This window comes from Micromonospora sp. SCSIO 07396 (assembly GCF_053667945.1).
Genome location: NZ_CM132210.1, coordinates 1,033,474 through 1,051,100 on the forward strand (window position 1 = coordinate 1,033,474; position 17,627 = coordinate 1,051,100).

General features: G+C 74.4%; 16 protein-coding genes. 10 read left to right on the forward strand and 6 right to left on the reverse strand.

Translation table 11 applies throughout. The features are described from left to right. The first annotated feature begins 12 nt into the window (after window positions 1-12). The 4 genes from ACWCHM_RS04725 (at window position 13) to ACWCHM_RS04740 (ending at window position 3,500) form a co-directional block, all read left to right on the forward strand. The gene (locus ACWCHM_RS04725) at window positions 13-579 is read left to right on the forward strand and encodes a hypothetical protein (RefSeq protein ID WP_454221592.1); all 567 of its coding nucleotides are present in this window, start codon (window positions 13-15) and stop codon (window positions 577-579) included. Window positions 580-788: 209 nt separating this feature from the next. Further along, window positions 789-998: a hypothetical protein gene (locus tag ACWCHM_RS04730; RefSeq protein WP_204959332.1), complete on the forward strand. Its 210-nt coding sequence runs from the start codon at window positions 789-791 to the stop codon at window positions 996-998. 106 nt (window positions 999-1,104) lie between these two features. Then, window positions 1,105-2,364 (forward strand): M48 family metallopeptidase, encoded by a 1,260-nt coding sequence (locus ACWCHM_RS04735; protein ID WP_204959331.1) that lies wholly within the window; start codon window positions 1,105-1,107, stop codon window positions 2,362-2,364. After that, a complete protein-coding gene (locus tag ACWCHM_RS04740; protein WP_454221593.1) occupies window positions 2,361-3,500 on the forward strand; it encodes a glycosyltransferase family 4 protein in 1,140 nt (379 codons plus the stop codon). Before ACWCHM_RS04735 ends, ACWCHM_RS04740 begins: the two co-directional genes overlap by 4 nt. A gap of 24 nt (window positions 3,501-3,524) precedes the next feature. Here the strand turns inward: ACWCHM_RS04740 and ACWCHM_RS04745 are convergent, their stop codons facing one another. The 5 genes from ACWCHM_RS04745 to ACWCHM_RS04765 all read right to left on the reverse strand — a co-directional run bounded on the left by ACWCHM_RS04745 (window position 3,525) and on the right by ACWCHM_RS04765 (window position 10,475). After that, on the reverse strand, window positions 3,525-5,285 hold the full coding sequence (locus tag ACWCHM_RS04745) for a putative bifunctional diguanylate cyclase/phosphodiesterase (protein WP_454221594.1): 1,761 nt from the start codon (window positions 5,283-5,285) through the stop codon (window positions 3,525-3,527). Then, window positions 5,278-6,087: an SAM-dependent methyltransferase gene (locus ACWCHM_RS04750; RefSeq protein ID WP_204959328.1), complete on the reverse strand. Its 810-nt coding sequence runs from the start codon at window positions 6,085-6,087 to the stop codon at window positions 5,278-5,280. The genes ACWCHM_RS04745 and ACWCHM_RS04750 overlap by 8 nt, the downstream gene beginning before the upstream one ends. A 206-nt stretch (window positions 6,088-6,293) precedes the next feature. After that, window positions 6,294-6,962, reverse strand: a complete 669-nt coding sequence (locus ACWCHM_RS04755; RefSeq protein WP_007072219.1) for a response regulator transcription factor — start codon at window positions 6,960-6,962, stop codon at window positions 6,294-6,296. 7 nt (window positions 6,963-6,969) lie between these two features. Beyond that, window positions 6,970-8,661 (reverse strand): GAF domain-containing sensor histidine kinase, encoded by a 1,692-nt coding sequence (locus ACWCHM_RS04760; RefSeq protein ID WP_454221595.1) that lies wholly within the window; start codon window positions 8,659-8,661, stop codon window positions 6,970-6,972. A gap of 14 nt (window positions 8,662-8,675) precedes the next feature. Continuing rightward, window positions 8,676-10,475 carry an AMP-dependent synthetase/ligase gene (locus ACWCHM_RS04765; protein WP_204959326.1) on the reverse strand — a complete coding sequence of 600 codons (1,800 nt, stop codon included), beginning with the start codon at window positions 10,473-10,475 and terminating at the stop codon, window positions 8,676-8,678. 168 nt (window positions 10,476-10,643) lie between these two features. Between ACWCHM_RS04765 and ACWCHM_RS04770 the strand changes: the two genes are divergently transcribed. From ACWCHM_RS04770 to ACWCHM_RS04795, 6 genes are all read left to right on the forward strand, one after another. Then, window positions 10,644-11,096: an SRPBCC family protein gene (locus tag ACWCHM_RS04770; protein WP_204959325.1), complete on the forward strand. Its 453-nt coding sequence runs from the start codon at window positions 10,644-10,646 to the stop codon at window positions 11,094-11,096. A gap of 37 nt (window positions 11,097-11,133) precedes the next feature. Beyond that, entirely contained in the window at window positions 11,134-11,808 is a 675-nt protein-coding gene (locus ACWCHM_RS04775; protein ID WP_204959324.1) for a hypothetical protein, read from the forward strand. Window positions 11,809-11,881: 73 nt separating this feature from the next. Further along, window positions 11,882-12,829, forward strand: coding sequence for an ROK family glucokinase (locus tag ACWCHM_RS04780; protein WP_204927818.1), 948 nt, complete (start codon window positions 11,882-11,884; stop codon window positions 12,827-12,829). Window positions 12,830-12,990: 161 nt separating this feature from the next. Further along, complete coding sequence (locus ACWCHM_RS04785; protein WP_281902931.1) at window positions 12,991-13,677, forward strand: endonuclease/exonuclease/phosphatase family protein; 687 nt, start codon at window positions 12,991-12,993, stop codon at window positions 13,675-13,677. A 156-nt stretch (window positions 13,678-13,833) separates the two neighbouring features. Beyond that, window positions 13,834-15,240, forward strand: a complete 1,407-nt coding sequence (locus tag ACWCHM_RS04790) for a flavin-containing monooxygenase (protein ID WP_421487757.1) — start codon at window positions 13,834-13,836, stop codon at window positions 15,238-15,240. Between the two features lie 29 nt (window positions 15,241-15,269). Next, window positions 15,270-16,064, forward strand: a complete 795-nt coding sequence (locus ACWCHM_RS04795; RefSeq protein ID WP_454223016.1) for an alpha/beta hydrolase — start codon at window positions 15,270-15,272, stop codon at window positions 16,062-16,064. 61 nt (window positions 16,065-16,125) lie between these two features. On the opposite strand, the gene ACWCHM_RS04800 is transcribed toward ACWCHM_RS04795, so the two are convergent. After that, the gene (locus ACWCHM_RS04800; protein WP_204959322.1) at window positions 16,126-17,544 is read right to left on the reverse strand and encodes an alpha,alpha-trehalose-phosphate synthase (UDP-forming); all 1,419 of its coding nucleotides are present in this window, start codon (window positions 17,542-17,544) and stop codon (window positions 16,126-16,128) included. Window positions 17,545-17,627 lie beyond the last annotated feature (83 nt).

Sequence of the window (17,627 nt, forward strand, 5' to 3'; positions counted from 1 at the left end):
CGAGGAACCGACATGGACAGCAGCGACACCGTCGTCTTCGACCGGGTCGACGACCAACCACCGGCCCCGGCGGATGCCACGGACCGGGAGCTGACCGCCGCGCTCGCCGCGGCGGCACCGCGACGCTGGTGGGACCGGACCACCCTGGCGCTCGGTGTGCTGGTGCTGGTGTTGGCCGGCTTCCTGGGCGGGGTTCACGTGCAGCAGCGCTGGGGTGGTGCGGAGTCGGGCACCGCCGGGGCGGGGAGGGCCGGATTCCCGGGTGGTGTGCCCACCGCCTTTCCCGGCGTCGGCGGGCGTGGCCAGAGCGGCGTCGGACCGGGCGGCGCAGGTCAGCCTGGTGGCGCGACCGCTGCGGCGACGACCACCGGCACGGTGAAGCTGGTCGAGGGTGGGACGCTCTACGTGGAGACCGCCGACGGCACCGTGATCACGGTGCGCACCACCGACGCCACCGCGGTCCGCACCGCCAGGGCCAGCACGTTGAGCGCGCTCAAGGCCGGACAGAGCGTCACCGTGCAGGGCGGCCCGGCGACCGACGGCACGGTCACCGCCACGACGGTCACCGCCGGGGGCTGACCGCGTCGAGCCCTGCCGAGCCCGGTCGGCCACCCGGTGCGCCAGGGTGACGCTCTGCACGCTTCGACGCTGCTCTCCACCGGTTCGGCTCTGGTTGATCACCGGTTGTCCGGTTGTGTCGTACCCGATGGTTAGTGTCCGACCTGACCGACGGTGCTCGGGTGGTGACGAGGTCCTCCGCCCGACGCCGCACAGCGTCAGGAGGCACGATGCTCATCGACTGCGACGGTTGCCGGGTCCGGGGCGCGGGCTGCGCCGGCTGCCTGGTGACGGCCCTGCTCGACACCGACTCGCCGGCCGCCGGCCTGGGTGCCGCCGAGCACCGGGCGATCGAGGTGCTCACCCGCTCCGGCTTCGAGGTGGAGGTGCTGGCCCACGAGACCCGTCGGCCCCGGTCGACCCACCGCCGGGTCGCCTGACCGCCGCCGCGCCGGCGGGCCATAGGATGGGCGCTCACGGCGGGAGGAGCGGCGGCATGACACGGGTACGACGCCACGCCCGCGGACCCGACGCCGGGGCGTCCCGGTGACCCCGCGCGGCTGGGCGGTGCTCACCCTGGCGGCGCTGGTGCTGGCCCTGGTCGTCCTCGGTGCCCTGCTGGTGCCGTGGAGCCGGCCCCCGGCCCCCCGCGCCGACCAGCTCGCCGCCCTGCGTGACCTGCCCGCCGACCAGGTGGCCCGGGGGCGCGCGTTGCAGGCCGCCCTGCGCCCCGGCCGCTACACCGGGCTGGCCGTCGGCCTGCTGGTGGCCCTGCTGCTCGGGCTGACCCCGCTCGGCGCTCGGTTGGTCGAGCTGGCCGGTAGGCCGTTCGGTGACCACTGGATCGCCCGCGCGGTGCTCGGCGGGATCGCCGTGGTGCTCGTCGCCGACCTGCTCACCCTCCCGTTCGCCGCCTGGCGGCAGTCGGTGCTGACCCGGTACGGGCTCGCCACCCAGGGCTGGGGCGGCTGGACGGTCGACCTGCTCAAGTCGTACGCGCTCAGCGCGGTGCTCGCCGCGACCGTGCTGCTCGGCTTCTACACCGTCACCCGGCTCGCCCCGCGCTGGTGGTGGGCGTTCGGGGCGGCCGGCGCGGCCGGGCTGGTGGTGCTGCTGTCCTTCGTGCTGCCGGTGCTGGTGGAGCCGGTGTTCAACAGGTTCACCCCGATGGAGCAGGGGCCGCTGCGCACCGAGCTGACCGCACTGGCGGCGCGCGACGGCGTACCGGTGCGGGACGTGCTGGTCGCCGACGCCTCCCGCCGCACCCGGGCGGTCAACGCGTACGTCTCCGGCCTGGGGCCGACCCGGCGGGTGGTGGTCTACGACACCCTGCTGCGCGAGGCCACCCCGGCCGAGGTGACCAGCGTGGTGGCGCACGAGCTGGGCCACGCCAAGGACCGCGACGTCTGGACCGGCACGCTGACCGGTGCGCTCGGGGCCGCCGCCGCGGTCGTCGCGCTCTACCTGGTCGGCTCCTGGACGCCGCTGCTGCGCCGGGCCGGCGTCGACTCGATCGCCGAGCCCCGGGCGTTCGCGCTGCTGATCGCCCTGGTGACGGTCGTCGGGCTGGTCGCCGGCCCGGTGCAGGCGCTGGTGTCGCGCCGGGTCGAGGCACGGGCCGACGCGCACGCGCTGGCGCTCACCGGTGACCCGGCCACCTTCGAGGCGATGCAACGCCGGCTCGCCGGGGTCAACCTGGCCGATCCCGACCCGCCCCGGGCGGAGTACCTCTGGTTCGCCTCGCACCCGTCCACGGTGGAGCGGATGGCCGCCGCCCGCGCGTACGCCCGGGAGGCCGGCCGGTGACCCGGACCCTGCTGATCACCAACGACTTCCCGCCCCGCCCCGGCGGCATCCAGTCGTTCGTGCACCACCTGGCGGTCCGTCAGCCGCCCGGCTCGGTGGTGGTCTACGCCTCCAGTTGGCGCGACACCGCCGGGTTCGACGCCGCGCAGCCCTTCCCGGTGGTCCGGGACGCCACCCGGGTGCTGCTGCCCACGCCCCGGGTCGCCCGCCGGGCCGCCCGGCTGGCCCGGGAGCACGACTGCGACACCGTCTGGTTCGGTGCCGCCGCCCCGCTGGGTCTGCTCGCCGGGGGGTTGCGCCGCCGGGCCGGCATCCGCCGCGCGGTGGCGCTGACCCACGGCCACGAGGCCGGCTGGGCGACGCTGCCGGGGGCCCGCGCCGCGCTGCGCCGGATCGGCCGGGACACCGACGTGGTCACCTACCTCGGCGACTACACCCGGGTACGGCTGGAACGCGCCCTGCGCGGCGTCACCGAGCTGCACCGGCTCGCCCCGGGAGTCGACGTGGACACCTACCACCCGGGGGTGGACGGTGCGCCGGTGCGGGCCCGGCTCGGGCTGGCCGACCGGCCGGTGGTGGTCTGCGTCTCCCGGCTGGTCCCGCGCAAGGGCCAGGACATGCTGATCCGGGCCCTGCCGGCGATCCGCCGCCGGGTGCCCGACGCGGCGCTGCTGGTGGTCGGCGGCGGGCCCTACCGGGCGACGCTGGAGAAGCTGGCCCGGTCCACCGGCGTGGAACGTGACGTGGTGTTCACCGGCTCGGTGCCGTGGGAGGCGCTGCCCGCCCACTACGCGGCCGGTGACGTCTACGCGATGCCCTGCCGTACCCGCAACCGGGGGCTGGACGTCGAAGGGCTCGGCATCGTCTACCTGGAGGCGTCGGCGACCGGGCTGCCGGTGGTGGCCGGTGACTCCGGCGGCGCACCGGACGCGGTCCGTGAGGGCGAGACCGGGTACGTCGTCCCGGGGCGGGACGTCGCCGTGCTCGCCGACCGGGTGGCCACCCTGCTCGCCGACCGGGACCTGGCCCGCCAGCTCGGCGCGGCCGGTCGGACCTGGGTGGAGAAGGAGTGGCGCTGGGAGACCCAGGCCCGCCGCCTGACGGACCTGCTCACCGGCACCACCGCCCCCGGCTGAACATCGGCCGGTCCGCGTGACAGGTCAGCGGATCTGTTCGAGGATGCGGGCGGCGGGGGCGGGCTTGCCGAAGTGCCAGCCCTGGCCGGCGTCGCAGCCGATGGCGCGCAGCAGGTCGGCCTGGTCGGCGGTCTCCACCCCCTCGGCGGTGACGGTCAGGTCCAGCGCGTGGGCCAGCGACACCAGCGAGGCCAGGATCTGCTCATCGTTGCGGCTGGCCGGGTCGACCTGCGGGCTGCGCAGCCGGGTCACGAACTCGCCGGCCACCTTCAGCTCGGTCACCGGCAGGTCCCGCAGGTAGACCAGGTTGCTGTAGCCGGTGCCGAAGTCGTCGATGGCGATCCGGACACCCAGGTCGTTGAGCATCCGCAGGGCCCGGACCGGGTCCTCCCCGCCGGTGCTCATCATGGTGCTCTCGGTGATCTCCAACTGGAGCCGTTGCGGCGGCAGCCCGGTCTGCGCCAGCAGCCCGCGTACCTCCTGCACCAGGCCGGGGCGGTGGACCTGCCGGACGGCAAGGTTGACGCTGACGAACGGGGCGGGCCCGCCGCCGGCCGCCCAGCTCTCCGCCTCCCGGCACGCCTCGGCGAGCACCCAACCGCCGAGCCGGACGATCAGCCCGGTCTCCTCGGCCAGGCCGATGAAGCTGTCCGGGCCGAGCACCCCCAGCTCGGGATGCCGCCAGCGGACCAGCGCCTCCACCCCGACCACGGTGCCGTCCCGCAGCGACGTCAGCGGCTGGTAGTCGAGGAAGAACTCACCCCGGTCGAGGGCGGCGGGGATGGCCGCCGACAGGGCGTACCGGGCCAGCTCGGTGCGGTGCCGGGCCGGATCGAACAGCGCCCAGCGGGCGCCGCCGGCCGCCTTGGCCCAGTGCAGGGTGCTGTCGGCGGCGCGCATCAGCTCACCCGGGGTGGTGCCGGCCACCGGCCGCTCCACGATCCCCGCGCTGGCGGTGACGGTCAGCTCGTGCCCCTCGACCAGCGCCGGCTCGGCGACCGCGGCGAGCGCCGCCTCCGCCACCTTCACCACGTCGTCGGTGCCGTCGGTGCGCTCGACGAGGACGACGAACTCGTCACCGCCGAGGCGGGCCACCAGATGCTCGCCGACCGCCCGGCTCAGCCGCTGCGCCACCTGCACCAGCAGCGCGTCGCCGAGCTGGTGGCCGAGGGAGTCGTTGACCACCTTGAACCGGTCGAGGTCGAGGAAACACACCCCCACCCGGGCGGAACCCCGACCCGGGGCGGCGATGGCGGTGGCGAGCCGCTCGGTGAACAGGGTGCGGTTGGGCAGGTCGGTGAGCGGGTCGTGGGTGGCCTGGTGGCGGAATCGGGACTCGCTGTCGCGCAGCGCCCGTTCGGCCTGGGCGCGGGCCACCATCGCCGCCCGCCTGATGGACTCCTGCTCGTCGAGGGTCCGGTCACGCAGCGCGCGGGCGTACCCGGTGGTGATGGTGGCGAGCAACCGGGCCAGCCGGTCGGAGATGTCGTCGCCGACCAGCCCGAGGTCGCGCAGCAGGCGGAGCTGGACGACCTCGACGGTGCGCCCCAGGCCCTCCGCCGAGGCGATGTGTGCGGCCACCAGCTCCGCGCCCACCTGGTGGCCGACGCGCGGGTCGAACGGCTCGGCGCGCAGCGCGGCGGCCAGCCGGACGGTGAGCCGTTGCAGCAGCTCCTCCAGCTGGGCCTGGGTCATCGGCAGGTAGCTGGTGCCGGAGACCGCCTTGGCCCAGGCGCGGGCGAACGTGTCCGGGCAGGACGCCCGGGGGCCCGCCGGCTCACCCATCGAGACGCCCGACGCCACCGAGGAACACGGCCTGCTCGGCGTTCTCGGCGCTCTCCGGCGTCTCGGGCCGCCACTGCGGCACCCAGACCACCCCGGGATCGACGATCGTGAAGCCGTCGAAGAATGCGGTCAGCTCGGTTCGGCTGCGGATGCACAGCGGGTTGTCGGTCCGCCGGTAGACCCGTTCCGCCTCGGTCCGTTCGGCCCCGCCGCGGGTGTCGTCGCTGGCCTGGGAGAGGACCAGGTAGCTGCCCGGGGCCAGCGCGGCGCGCAAGGTCCGCAGGATGTCCTCGGGATGGTCGGAGTGCGGGATGAAGTGCAGCACCGCCACGATCAGCACGGCCACCGGCAGGGAGAAGTCGACCAGCCGGGTCACCTCGGGGTGCGCCAGGATCGCCTCCGGCCGGCGCAGGTCCTCCTGTACGACCGTGGCGGCGGGGTTGCCGGCCAGGATCTCCTTGCTGTGCGCGACGGCGATCGGGTCGACGTCGACGTAGACCACCCGGGCCCGGGGGTCGGCCCGCTGGGCGATCTCGTGCACGTTGCCGACGGTGGGGATGCCGGAGCCGATGTCGAGGAACTGGCGGACGCCGGAGTCGACCAGGTGCTGCACCACCCGGCGCAGGAAGGCCCGGTTGGCCTGGGCCATCAGCGGCGCGTCGGGCACCGCCTCCACCATCGCCCGGGCGGCGACCCGGTCGGCGGCGAAGTTGTGCGAGCCGCCGAGGTAGTAGTCGTACATGCGGGCGACACTGGGGCGTTCGATGTCGATGTCGTCGGGTGCCCAGTTCGGTCGCTGCATCCCCAACCCCTTTGTCGAGTACCACCGCGAACATGGTCGACCGTGCGGTTCATCCGGGTATTCTGCCCGTCCGCTGCCCGGGTGCAAAGACCGCGATCAGTGCGCGACCGCTTCCTCACCGGGCGCAGTCGAACCGGTGGTGGGTGCCGAGGGCAGGCCCGGGTCCACGGCGGACCCGGGCCTGCCCTCGGGCGGGGTGCCCCGCCTCAGAACTTGGGGGCGTCCGGTGCCTCAAGCAGGCCCAGCCGCAGGGCGGTCATCAGCGCCTGCGCCCGGTTGGCCGCGCCCAGCTTCTCGTAGAGCTTCGAGATGTGGGTCTTGGCCGTCGACTCGCTGACGAAGAGCTGCTTGGCGATGCCGGCCACGCTCATGCCGTCGGCGAGCAGCCGCAGCACCTGACCCTCGCGGGGGGAGAGCTGCGGGCCGGAGGGGGCCAGCCGGCGCTTCATCGCCTCGGCCAGGTCGGCTGCGGTGAACGCGCTGGGCGAGGAGGCGGCGTGCCGGGCGGCGGCGACCACCTCGTCGGCCGGCGCGGTCTTCGGCACGAACGCGCTCGCCCCCGCCTCCAACGCGCCGAAGAGCTGGTCGTCACCGGCGTACATGGTGAGCACCACGATGCCCATCGACGCGCTGGACTTGCGCAGCGCCCGGGTGGCCTCCAGGCCGCTGCCGTCGGGAAGCCGCAGATCCATGATCACGACGTCCGGTTGCAGCGCGCCGGCCTGGCGCACGCCCTCCGCCGCCGTGGCGGCCTCGCCGACGACCTCGAACTGACGGTCCCGCTCGAAGGCGTGCCGCAGCCCCTTGCGGATCAGATCGTGATCGTCGACAAGGAGGACCTTGGTACGGGTGGCCGGTGTAGGGCTTGTGGTCATCCTGGAATTACTCCACTTCTGCTGCTGCGCTGCCACGCACGTTATCGCGCCGGGGCGACGAACCCACCACCACCGCCACGGTCGTACCACTGGGTTGCCGGGGACTGATCTCCAACCGGCCCCGGATACGTTCCGCCCTCTCCGCCATGATCGCAAGGCCGTAGTGACCGTCGGTGCGCTGGTCACCGATGCCGTGACCGTCATCCGACACTTCAATTTGTGCGTATGGGGGGTCCACCTCGCAGGTGACCCAGAGATTCGACGCCCCGGCGTGCTTGCGGGCGTTGGTCACCGCCTCCTGGGCGATGCGCAGCAACTCGGCCTCGGTGGCGGCCGGCAGCCGGGCGGTCGACTCGTCGAGCGACAGGTGCACCCGCAGCCCGCCCGACGCGCCGACGGTACGGGCGTACTCGGCGATCGCCGCCGCCAGGCCGCCGTGCCGGTCCACCTCGCTGCGCAGCTCGAACAGGCTCAGCCGCAGCTCGGTGATCACCCGGGTCACCTCGCCGCGCAGGGTGCGCAGCGCCTCGGCGGTCTCCTTCGGGTCCTCGTCGACGTAGGCCAGCGCGTTGTCGATGCCGTAGCCGACCATCACCAGTTCCTGCGCCACCCCGTCGTGGATCTCCCGGGCCAGCCGTTGCCGCTCCTCGTTGGTGGCCAGCGACCGCACCTCGTCGAAGAGCAGCGCCGCCTCCAGGCGTAGCGCCGCCGGGCCGGTCAGCGCGGTCACCCGGGACACCACCGGTGGCGGGTAGGCGTGCGCCGCGTCCGCCTCCAGCACCACCAGGCCGACCGTGCGGACCCCGGCGACCAGCGGCACGATCAGCGCCGAGACGTCCCCGCCGGTGTGTGAGCGGGCCTGTGAGCGGGCCGAGGTCTGCGGCTGCTGGCTGGCCCAGGCGTCGGCGATCGCCGAGTCGGCGTCCAGCGTCGTCTCCCAGTCGACCCGGTCCACCCCGACCTGGGCGAGCACCACCAGCCGCCCGCCGCCGCTGGCCGACAGCACCGCCCCCCGGCTGACGGGGGCGACGGTCCGCAGTTCCTCCAGCAGGTGCTCGGAGATGCCGCCCGGGTCGAGGGTGGCCCCGGGCAGCTGCCTGGCGACCGTACGCAGCTGGGTCAGCAGCCGGGTCGCCTCGGCGTACGGCTGGGGCTTGCCCTCGGCCCGGACCCGCATCACCTGGTGCAGCGTGCCGGCGGCGTAGAGGCCGAGCCCGGCGAGGATCAGCCACTGCGCGCAGACCGCCAGGTAGCCGGGCTGGCCGAGCTGCCGCCCACCGTCGACCTCGGTGAAGGCGCCCGCCACCAGCAGGGTGGCCGCGGTGACCCCGAGCAGCACCGCGCCCTCGCGGAACTGTCGGCGCAGCGCGGTCACGGTCACCGGCACCGCCAGGTAGGGCAGCACCGCCGAGGCGCCCAGCCCGCCGACCGACGAGCCGAGGTTGGCCTCGACGGCGACCTGGCTGGCGGCCAGCCCGATCACCACCGCCTCGGCGAGCCGGCTCAACGGGCCGAGCAGCCGGTGCTCGGGGGCGAACAGGGCGGGCGCTCCGGCGACCGCCAGCAGGGCGATCCACCAGAGCTGGGCGGGTTCGCGGGTGGCGATCAGGGTCAGTGCGCCGACCAGCGCGAGCATCACCGCACGCGCGGCGGCGGCGACGGGACGCGTCTGGGGGCGGACGGCTGTGGAGGCGGACACGTGACGGATCGTAGTCAGCCTTGGTAGATCTCCGCGATCTCGGCCGCGTACGTCTTGTGGACGACCTGTCGCTTGACCTTGAGCGAGGGGGTCAGCTCACCGGTCGCCTCGGTGAAGTCGCGGGGCAGGATGCGGAACACCTTGATCGCCTCGGCCTTGGAGACGGCCAGGTTGGCGGTGTCCACCGCGCCCTGGATCTCGGCGCGCAGCGCGTCGTGCGTCACGAGCTGACCGACCGGGGTGTCCTCGGGCAGGCCGTGCGCGGCCAGCCACTTCGGCAGCGCCTCCTCGTCGACGGTGACCAGGGCGGCGATGAACGGCTGCCGGTCGCCGACCACCAGGCACTGACTGACCAGCGGATGGGCCCGGACCTGGTCCTCCAGCACGGCCGGGGCGACGTTCTTGCCGGCGGCCGTCACGATGATCTCCTTCTTGCGGCCGGTGATGCGCAGGAAACCGTCGTCGTCGAGGTGCCCCAGGTCGCCGGTGCGGAACCAGCCGTCGGCGAGCGCCTCGGCGGTGGCCGCCTCGTTCTTCCAGTACCCCTGGAAGACCAGGTCACCGGCGATCAGGATCTCGCCGTCGTCGGCGATCCTGATGGTCACGCCGGGCAGCGGCCGGCCGACCGTGCCGATCTTCGTGCCGGTGGGCAGGTTGGCCGCGGCGGCGGGGGAGGTCTCGGTGAGGCCGTACCCCTCGCAGATGGTCACCCCGATGCCCCGGAAGAAGTGCCCGAGCCGGGCACCGAGCGGGGCGCCGCCGGAGATCGCGTCCCGGCAGCGGCCCCCGAGGGCGGCCCGCAGCTTGCGGTAGACCAGCCGGTCGAAGACGGCGTGCTGGGCGCGCAGTGCGAACCCGGGACCGCCGGCGGTCTCCTGCGCCTCGCTCCAGGCGATGGCGACCTTCTCGGCCCGGTCGAAGATCGCGCCCTTGCCGTCGGCCTCGGCCTTCTGCCGGGCGCCGTTGTAGACCTTCTCGAAGACCCGGGGCACCGAGAGCACGAACGTCGGCCGGAACTCCTGGAGCTGGGCGACCAGGTCCCGGGTGTCGGCGCAGTGCGCCATGGCGACGCGGGCCTGCACCACCCCGATCTGGATGAGCCGGGCGAAGGCGTGCGCCAGCGGCAGGAACAGCAGGGTCGAGGCGCCCGGCCGGAACAGGTTCGGCAGCACCGGCACCGCGTTGGCGATGTCGGCGTACATGTTGCGGTGGGTCAGCACGCAGCCCTTGGGGCGGCCGGTGGTGCCGCTGGTGTAGATGATCGTGGCGATGTCGGTGGCGTGGACGGAGGTGCGGCGGCGCTCGATCTCGTCCGGGTCGACCGACGCGCCGGCGGCGACGATCTCGTCGACCCCGCCCAACTCGATCTGCCAGATCTCGCGCAGCTCGGGCAGCCGGTCGCGGACCCCGGCGACCAGGGTGGCGTGGCTGTTGGTCTCCACCACCAGGGCGACCGCGCCGGAGTCGGCCAGGATCCAGGCGGCCTGTTCGGCGCTGGAGGTCTCGTAGATCGGCACGGTGACCGCGCCGGCGGCCCAGATGGCGTAGTCGAGCAGGGTCCACTCGTAACGGGTGCGGCTCATCAGGGCGACCCGGTCGCCGGGGGCCACGCCCGCGCCGGCCAGCCCCCGGGCCACCGCCACCACCTCGTCGCGGAACTGCCGGCAGGTGACGTCGACAGCGGCGCGGCCCTCGGCGGCGGGCCGGACGAACTGCACCGCGTCCGGCGCGGCCTCGGCGTTGTCCCAGACCGGGTCGGTCAGGTTTGCCGCGTCGCCGATGGTGACGATCGGCGGGACGGAGAACTCGCGCACCTGCACTCCCTCGTGCTCGCACTGGCCGGGCCGACCACGGGCCGGCATGGTCGAAACCTACCCGGCCGGGCGGGCGGTTGCGCCAGCCAGGTTGCCCGCCCACCGGCCCGACCCCTGCCCGGGGGGTGGAGCGGGGCATCCGTCGCCCGCGCCGGGTAGCCTCCCCCCATGGCGGACTCCTCCACCCAGTCGATCATCATCGGCGCGTCACCGGATCGCGTCGCGGCGGTCGTCTGCGACTTCGCGCGCTACCCCGAGTGGACCGAGGCGGTGCGGCGCACCGAGATCGTCGAGGAGTACGAGGACGGCTACGCCAGCCAGGTCCGGTTCACCATCGACGCCGGGGTGATGGCCGACGAGTACGTGCTGGCCTACGAGTACGCCGAGGACCTGTCCCGCATCGAGTGGCACCTGGTGACGCCCTCGACGATGCAGAAGTCCCAGCGTGGCTCGTACGACCTGGTCGGCAACCCGGACGGCACCTGCACGGTGACCTACACGCTGGAGGTCGAGTTGTCGGTGGGCATGCTCGGCATGTTTCGCCGAAAGGCCGAGAAAATGATCATGGATACGGCGTTGAAGCAGCTCAAGCGCCGGGTAGAAGCAACCGGTGCGGCGTAACGACGCGACGGCCGGCGACACGACGAGGGAGCCGACCATGGGCGCAACGGAACCGGGCTCGGCCCGGGAGGAAGCGGAACGGCTGGTCGCCACGCTGCTCGCGACGGCCCGGCTGGCGTCCGCCGGCGGTGGTCCGGGGGTGGGACCGTGGGGTCCGCTCGGTGGGATCGTCTCGGGTGTCCTCGGTCACAGTGCCGGCGTGTCCCGGCCGGCGGGCGGCAGCCACCGGGCTGAGGGTTTCGCCACCGGATCACCCGAGTGCTGCATCTGTCCGGTCTGCCGGGCCGTCGCCGCACTGCGCGATCCCAGTCCCGAATTCGCCGAGCGGCTCGCCACCGGCGCCGGGGATCTGGCGGCCGGCGTCGCCAGTCTGATGCGCGCGTTCGCCCCGCCCGCAACAGGGGAAGCAACCCCTGGGACGTCAGGTGACGCCACCGCGCCGACCAGCCCTTCCGATTCCGGTGCCGATCATGTGTGGCGCGAGGCCACCCGCACCGGGCATGATTCTGCGTCGGCGCCGGAGCGGGACGTCTGGTCCGCCGCCACCCGGGCGGAGGACACGGTCGAACCGGCCGTCGCCGCACCGCCCGTCGACGACGCCGGGCCGGCCGCGCCGGCCCAGCAGGTCCGGCCCGCGGCCGACGGTCCCGTGGTGCCCGCCTCGCGCGCGCCGGCCGGCGCGGACGGGGACGCACCAGGCGACGGGGCCTGACCACCGGACATCCCGGCAGCGTACGGCCGGTTTCGGCCGATGTCGGGCAGCACAGCAGAGGGGAGTGGCCGCGGTGACGCTGACCATCGGAGTCGACGTCGGTGGCACGAAGGTGGCCGGCGGTGTCGTGGACGACACCGGCAGGGTGCTCGTGCAGGCCCGGCGGGACACCCCCGCGGACGACGTCGGCAAGACCCGCGACGTCATCATCGAACTGGTCACCCAGCTCGCGACCGGCCACCAGGTCGACGCGGTGGGGATCGGCGCAGCGGGTTGGATCGACGCGTCCCGCTCCACCGTGCTGTTCGCCCCCAACCTGGCCTGGCGCGACGAACCGCTGCGCGACTACGTCAGCGCCGCCACCGGCCTTCCGGTGATCGTCGAGAACGACGGCAACGTGGCGGCCTGGGCCGAGTTCCGGCACGGCGCGGCCCGCGACGCCGACGACTCCATGGTCATGTTCACCATCGGCACCGGCGTCGGCGGCGGCATCGTCCTCGGCGGCGAGCTGGTGCGCGGCGCCCACGGCATCGCCGCCGAGCTGGGACACATGCTCACCGTCCCCGACGGCCACCAGTGCGGCTGCGGCCGGCTCGGCTGCATCGAGCAGTACGCCAGCGGCAGCGCCCTGGTCCGGTTCGCCCGCGCCGGCGCCCGGCAGGAACCGCAACGCGCCACCGCCCTGCTGGAGCTGGCCGGCGGCGAGGCCGAGGCGATCACCGGCCCGATGGTCACCACCGCCGCCCAGGCCGGCGACCCGATCTCGGCCGAGGCGTTCGCGCAGATCGGCCGCTGGCTCGGCACCAGCCTCGCCGACATGGCCCAGATCCTCGACCCGCAGGTGCTGGTGGTCGGCGGCGGCGTGGTCGACGCCGGTGACCTGCTGCTCGGCCCGACCCGGCGGTCCTTCGCCGACGCGTTGGCCCAGCGCAGCCGGCTCCCGGTGGCCGAGGTGCGTCCCGCCGAACTAGGCAACAGCGCCGGCGTCATCGGCGCCGCCGACCTGGCCCGCCGTCGATGAGCGCCGCGCCGACCGGGCCGCGCCCGGCCGCCCCCGCGCCCGCCGATGCCGCCGCAGGGGCCGCCGCTGCGCCGGCCGATGCCGCCGCAGGGGCCGCCGCCGCGCCGCCGGCACCGGCCCCGACGGGAGCGGCCGGGTCCGGCCCGGCCGACGCCGGCCGGGTGCCGCTGCGGGTGGTGTCATACAACATCCACAGCCAGCGCGACGACACGGCGGCGCTGGCCAGCGTGGTCCGCGAGGCCGCCCCCGACGTGGTGATCGTGCAGGAGGCGCCGCGCCGGTTCCGGTGGCGGCAGAAGTCCGCCACGCTGGCCGACTCGTTCGGCCTGGTGGTGGCCGCCGGTGGGCTGCCCTCGCTGGGCAACCTGCTGCTGACCAGCCTGCGGGTCCGGGTGACCGGGACGCACTGCCAGCGGTTCCCGTTGACCCCGGGCCGGCACCTGCGCGGCGCGGCGTACGCCCGCTGCCAGGTCGGCGGGGCCCGGTTCCTGCTGGCCGGCTCGCACCTGTCCACCGACCCGGCCGAGCGGCCCGGCCAGGCGGCGCTGCTGCGGCGGGAGCTGTCCGCAAGCGACCTGCCGGTGGTCTTCGGGGCCGACCTCAACGAGGGGCCTGACGGCCCGGCCTGGGGCACCGTGGCGGCCGGCCTGACCGACGCCGCGATCGCCGCCGACGCGGCCGACCGGCACACCTACTCGTGCACCAACCCGCGCCGCCGCATCGACGCCCTCTTCGTCGACCCCCGGGTCGAGGTGGTCGGCTACGACGTGGTGGACACCCCGACCACCCGCCGGGCCAGCGACCACTTCCCGGTCCTGGTCGACCTGCTGCTGCCGGTCACCGACTGACCGGCAGCAGCGTCCCCGGGCCGGCCGCCACGGCCGGCCGGGGGTCGCTCCGCGACGCGCCGCGACACCTCCGCGAGCCGGGCTGGACAACGGGTCGGGGGCCCGGAAGGATGCCGGTCGAACCGGCGTACCTGGCCGCACATAAGGAGATTCCCGGTGTCCCCCTCCACCGAGCACGGCCGGCCCGAACCGGAGCCTACGACGCTCCCCGCGAACCGGGACGGCCGCCCGGTCTCCGACCGGGGCGACACGGTCTGCGTGATCGGGGCCGGGGCCAGCGGCCTGACCGCCGTCAAGAACCTCACCGAACACGGCTTCGGCGTCGACTGCTACGAACGCGAGACCGGCGTCGGTGGCGCCTGGAACTGGCGGCACGACCGCAGCCCGGTGTACGCCAGCACCCACCTGATCTCGTCGCGGCCGTTCACCCAGTTCCCCGACTTCCCGATGCCGGACTCCTGGCCGGACTACCCGCACCACAGTCAGCTGCTGTCCTACTTCGAGCGGTACGCCGACCACTTCGACCTGCGCCGGCACATCTGGTTCGGCACCGAGGTGGTGCGGGTGGTGCCGGTCGACGGTGACCGGTGGGACGTCACCACCCGCAGCACCGGCGGGTACGGCCCGGAACGCACCTCCCGGTACGCCGCCGTGCTGGTCGCCAACGGGCACAACTGGTCGCCGAAGCTGCCCCGCTACGAGGGGCTGGAGGAGTTCCGGGGCGAGGTCATGCACGCCTCGTCCTACAAGGACCCCGCCCAGCTGCGCGGCAAGCGGGTGCTGGTGGTCGGGGCCGGCAACACCGGCTGCGACCTGGCGGTCGAGGCGGCCCAGCAGGCGTCGCGTTGCTGGCACTCCACCCGGCGCGGCTACTGGTACGCCCCGAAGTACGTCCTCGGCCGCCCCGCCGACCAGGTCAACGACGCACTGCTGGCGCTGCGGGTGCCGCTGCGGCTGCGGCAGTGGCTCTACCACTGGACGCTGCGGCTGACCGTCGGCGACCTGACCCGGTTCGGGCTGCCGAAGCCCGACCACCGGGTCTACGAGACGCACCCGATCGCCAACAGCCAACTCGTCTACTACGTCGGCCACGGCGAGATCACCCCCGTGCCGGAGCCGGCCCGGTTCCACTCCGGCGGGGTGACCCTCACCGACGGCCGGGAGATCGACCCGGAGCTGGTCGTCTTCGCCACCGGCTATCTGCCCCGCTTCGAGTTCCTCGACCCGGGTGTCCTCGGCGACGCCGACGGCTCGGGCCGTCCCCGGCTGTGGCTGCACGCGTTCCCGCCGGGCCACCCGACGCTGGCGGTGGCCGGGCTGTTGCAGCCCGACTCGGGGGTGTTCACCCTGGCGCACTGGCAGACCGTGCTGTTCGCCAGGTCGCTGCGGCTGCGCCGCGAGCAGCCGCAGCGGGCCGCCGCGTTCGCCTCCCGGGCGGCGGCCGGCGCGGGCGAGCGGTACGCGGGGAAGGTCAAGGACAGCAGCCGGCACTGGTTCGAGGTGGGCCACGTCGACTACCTGCGCGCGGTGCAGCGCGCCCTCGACGAGCTGGAGGGCAAGTGACCGGCACGACCGATCAGCGGGTCCGGATCATGCGGGGCCGGGAGTGGGCACACCCGGTCCGTCCGGCCCACCGCGAGGTGCTCGGCGTCGACCCGGAGCTGGAGGAGGGGCGACCGCCGCTGCTGTTCGTCCCCGGGTTCGGGCACGGGGCGTGGGCGTTCGCCGAACACTGGCTGGAGCACGCCGCGTCGCGCGGTTTCCCCGCGTACGCGATGAGTCTGCGCGGGCACGGCGGCAGCGAACCGGCGTCGGGGGCGACGCTGCGGGCGTACACCCATGACGTGGTCCAGGTGGCGGCGGGGCTGCCCCGCCAGGCGGTGCTGGTGGGGCACGGCGCGGGCGCCCTGGTGGTGTCGCACGCGTTGGCGCGGTACCCGGCCCGGGCGGCGGTGCTGGTCGCGCCGGTGCTCGGCGGTGCGGCCACGGCCGTCGCGGCGTTGCGGGCCAACCCGCTGGGCACCCTGCCCGCCCTGTTCGGTGGCGCGCTGCGGCTGCACCGCCGGCAACTGTTCAGCCGGGAACTGCCCGAGGCGGACGCCCGCCGGCACCTGGCCCGGCTGGGCCGGGCCGGCCGGCGGGCGCAGTGGCAGCTACTCGCCGGCCGGGCGGCGGAGCCGGCGGTCGGTCGCCCGCCGGTGCTGGTGCTGGGCAGCCCGGACGACCGGGTCGTCCCGCCGGCCGCGCTGACCCGGGCGGCCCGCCGGTACGGTGCGGCCCCGCTGCTCTTCCCCGACATGGGACACGACCTGATGCTCGACACCCGCTGGCGGGAGCCGCTGGACGCGCTCCTGGACTGGCTGGTCAAGGACCCGGCCCGGAGCTGACCGCCGGGACCGCACCGGGCGGCGGCCCGCCGCCCGGGGTAGGTCCCGGCGGTCGGTGCGGTCAGCCGCTGCTGCTGAGCCGGGTGAGCAGCGAGCCGGTGTCGTCCAGGGCGCTGAGGTACGAGCGGGCCCAGGCCCGGATGTCGTGCCGGTGCAGGTGGTCGCGCATCGCCCGCATCCGGTCACCGGCGTCGGCGGGCCCGGCCCGCAGCGCCGACAGCAGCCCCTGCTTGAGCCCGTCCAGGTCGTGCGGGTTCACCAGGTATGCCCGGTCCAGCTCGGCCGCCGCACCGGCGAACTCGCTGAGCAGCAGCGCGCCGGTGTCGTCGACCCGGGCGGCCACGTACTCCTTGGCGACCAGGTTCATCCCGTCGCGCAGCGGGGTCACCGCCATGACGTCGGCGACCCGGTAGAGCGCCGCCAGTTCGGCCCGGTCGAAGGGCTGGCTGAGGTAGTGGATGGCCGGTTCGCCGACCCGGCCGAACTCGCCGTTGATCCGGCCGACCTCGCGTTCGATCCGGTCCCGCAGGATCTGGTACTGGCCGACCCGCTCCCGGCTCGGCATGGCGACCTGCACCAGCACCGTGTCCCGGACCTTGACGTCACCGCTGGCGAGCAGCTCGCTGTAGGCCTTCAGCCGCTGCTCGATGCCCTTGGTGTAGTCCATCCGGTCGAGGCTGAGGATGACCCGCTCGGGATCGCCCAGGTCGTGCCGGAGCCGGCGGGCCCGCGCGGTGACGTCCGGCCGGGCGGCCAGCGCCGCCATCTCGGCGGTGTCGATCGAGACGGGGTACGCCCCGATCCGCACCACCCGGTCCTGCACGCCGATCCGCCTGTCGGTGGCCGGCAGGCCGAGGACCTTGGTGGCGAGCTGGGCGAAGTTGTGCGCCGCCTGGGCCCGCTGGAACCCGATCAGGTCGGCGCCGAGCATCCCGCGCAGCAGTTCCGCCCGGCGGGGGAGCTGCATGAACAGCTCCGGCGGCGGGAACGGCACGTGCAGGAAGAAGCCGATCCGCAGGTCGGGCCGCAGCTCGCGGAGCAGGCCGGGGACCAGTTGCAGGTGGTAGTCCTGCACCCAGACCACCGCGCCCGGGTCGGCCACCTCGGCGGTCGCCTCGGCGAACCGCTGGTTGACCCGCTGGTACGCCTCCCACCAGCGGCGGTGGTACTCGGGCTGCTCCACCGCGTCGTGGTAGAGCGGCCAGAGCGTCGCGTTGGCGAAGCCCTCGTAGTGGTCACGCAGGTCGTCGGCGCTGAGCGGGACGGTCCGCATGTGCACACCGTCCACGTCGGGCAGCACGGGAGCGGGCCCGGTGCCGCCGGCCCAGCCGACCCAGGTGGCCGGGGTCTGCCGGAGCAGGGGATGTAGCGCGCTGACCAGCCCGCCGGGGCTGCGCCGCCACTCACAGGCGCCGTCGGGCGCCACGCTGTCGTCGATGGGGAGCCGGTTGGCCACCACCACCAGTGAACTCTGTCGCATCTCGGGCATTCCGATCGGCAGGGGACCGACCACGCGAGCAAGGAACAACCGGGCAGTCGGTGGGTGAAGTGACCTACAACGGT

What these genes read in the sequence shown, in the direction of transcription:
- ACWCHM_RS04755 (WP_007072219.1), bottom strand. Translation starts at nt 6,962, where the DNA reads ATGACCACAAGCCCTACACCGGCCACCCGTACCAAGGTCCTCCTTGTC.
- ACWCHM_RS04800 (WP_204959322.1), bottom strand. Translation starts at nt 17,544, where the DNA reads ATGCGACAGAGTTCACTGGTGGTGGTGGCCAACCGGCTCCCCATCGAC.
- ACWCHM_RS04745 (WP_454221594.1), bottom strand. Translation starts at nt 5,285, where the DNA reads ATGGGTGAGCCGGCGGGCCCCCGGGCGTCCTGCCCGGACACGTTCGCC.
- ACWCHM_RS04775 (WP_204959324.1), top strand. Translation starts at nt 11,134, where the DNA reads ATGGGCGCAACGGAACCGGGCTCGGCCCGGGAGGAAGCGGAACGGCTG.
- ACWCHM_RS04750 (WP_204959328.1), bottom strand. Translation starts at nt 6,087, where the DNA reads ATGCAGCGACCGAACTGGGCACCCGACGACATCGACATCGAACGCCCC.
- ACWCHM_RS04795 (WP_454223016.1), top strand. Translation starts at nt 15,270, where the DNA reads ATGCGGGGCCGGGAGTGGGCACACCCGGTCCGTCCGGCCCACCGCGAG.
- ACWCHM_RS04725 (WP_454221592.1), top strand. Translation starts at nt 13, where the DNA reads ATGGACAGCAGCGACACCGTCGTCTTCGACCGGGTCGACGACCAACCA.
- ACWCHM_RS04730 (WP_204959332.1), top strand. Translation starts at nt 789, where the DNA reads ATGCTCATCGACTGCGACGGTTGCCGGGTCCGGGGCGCGGGCTGCGCC.
- ACWCHM_RS04770 (WP_204959325.1), top strand. Translation starts at nt 10,644, where the DNA reads ATGGCGGACTCCTCCACCCAGTCGATCATCATCGGCGCGTCACCGGAT.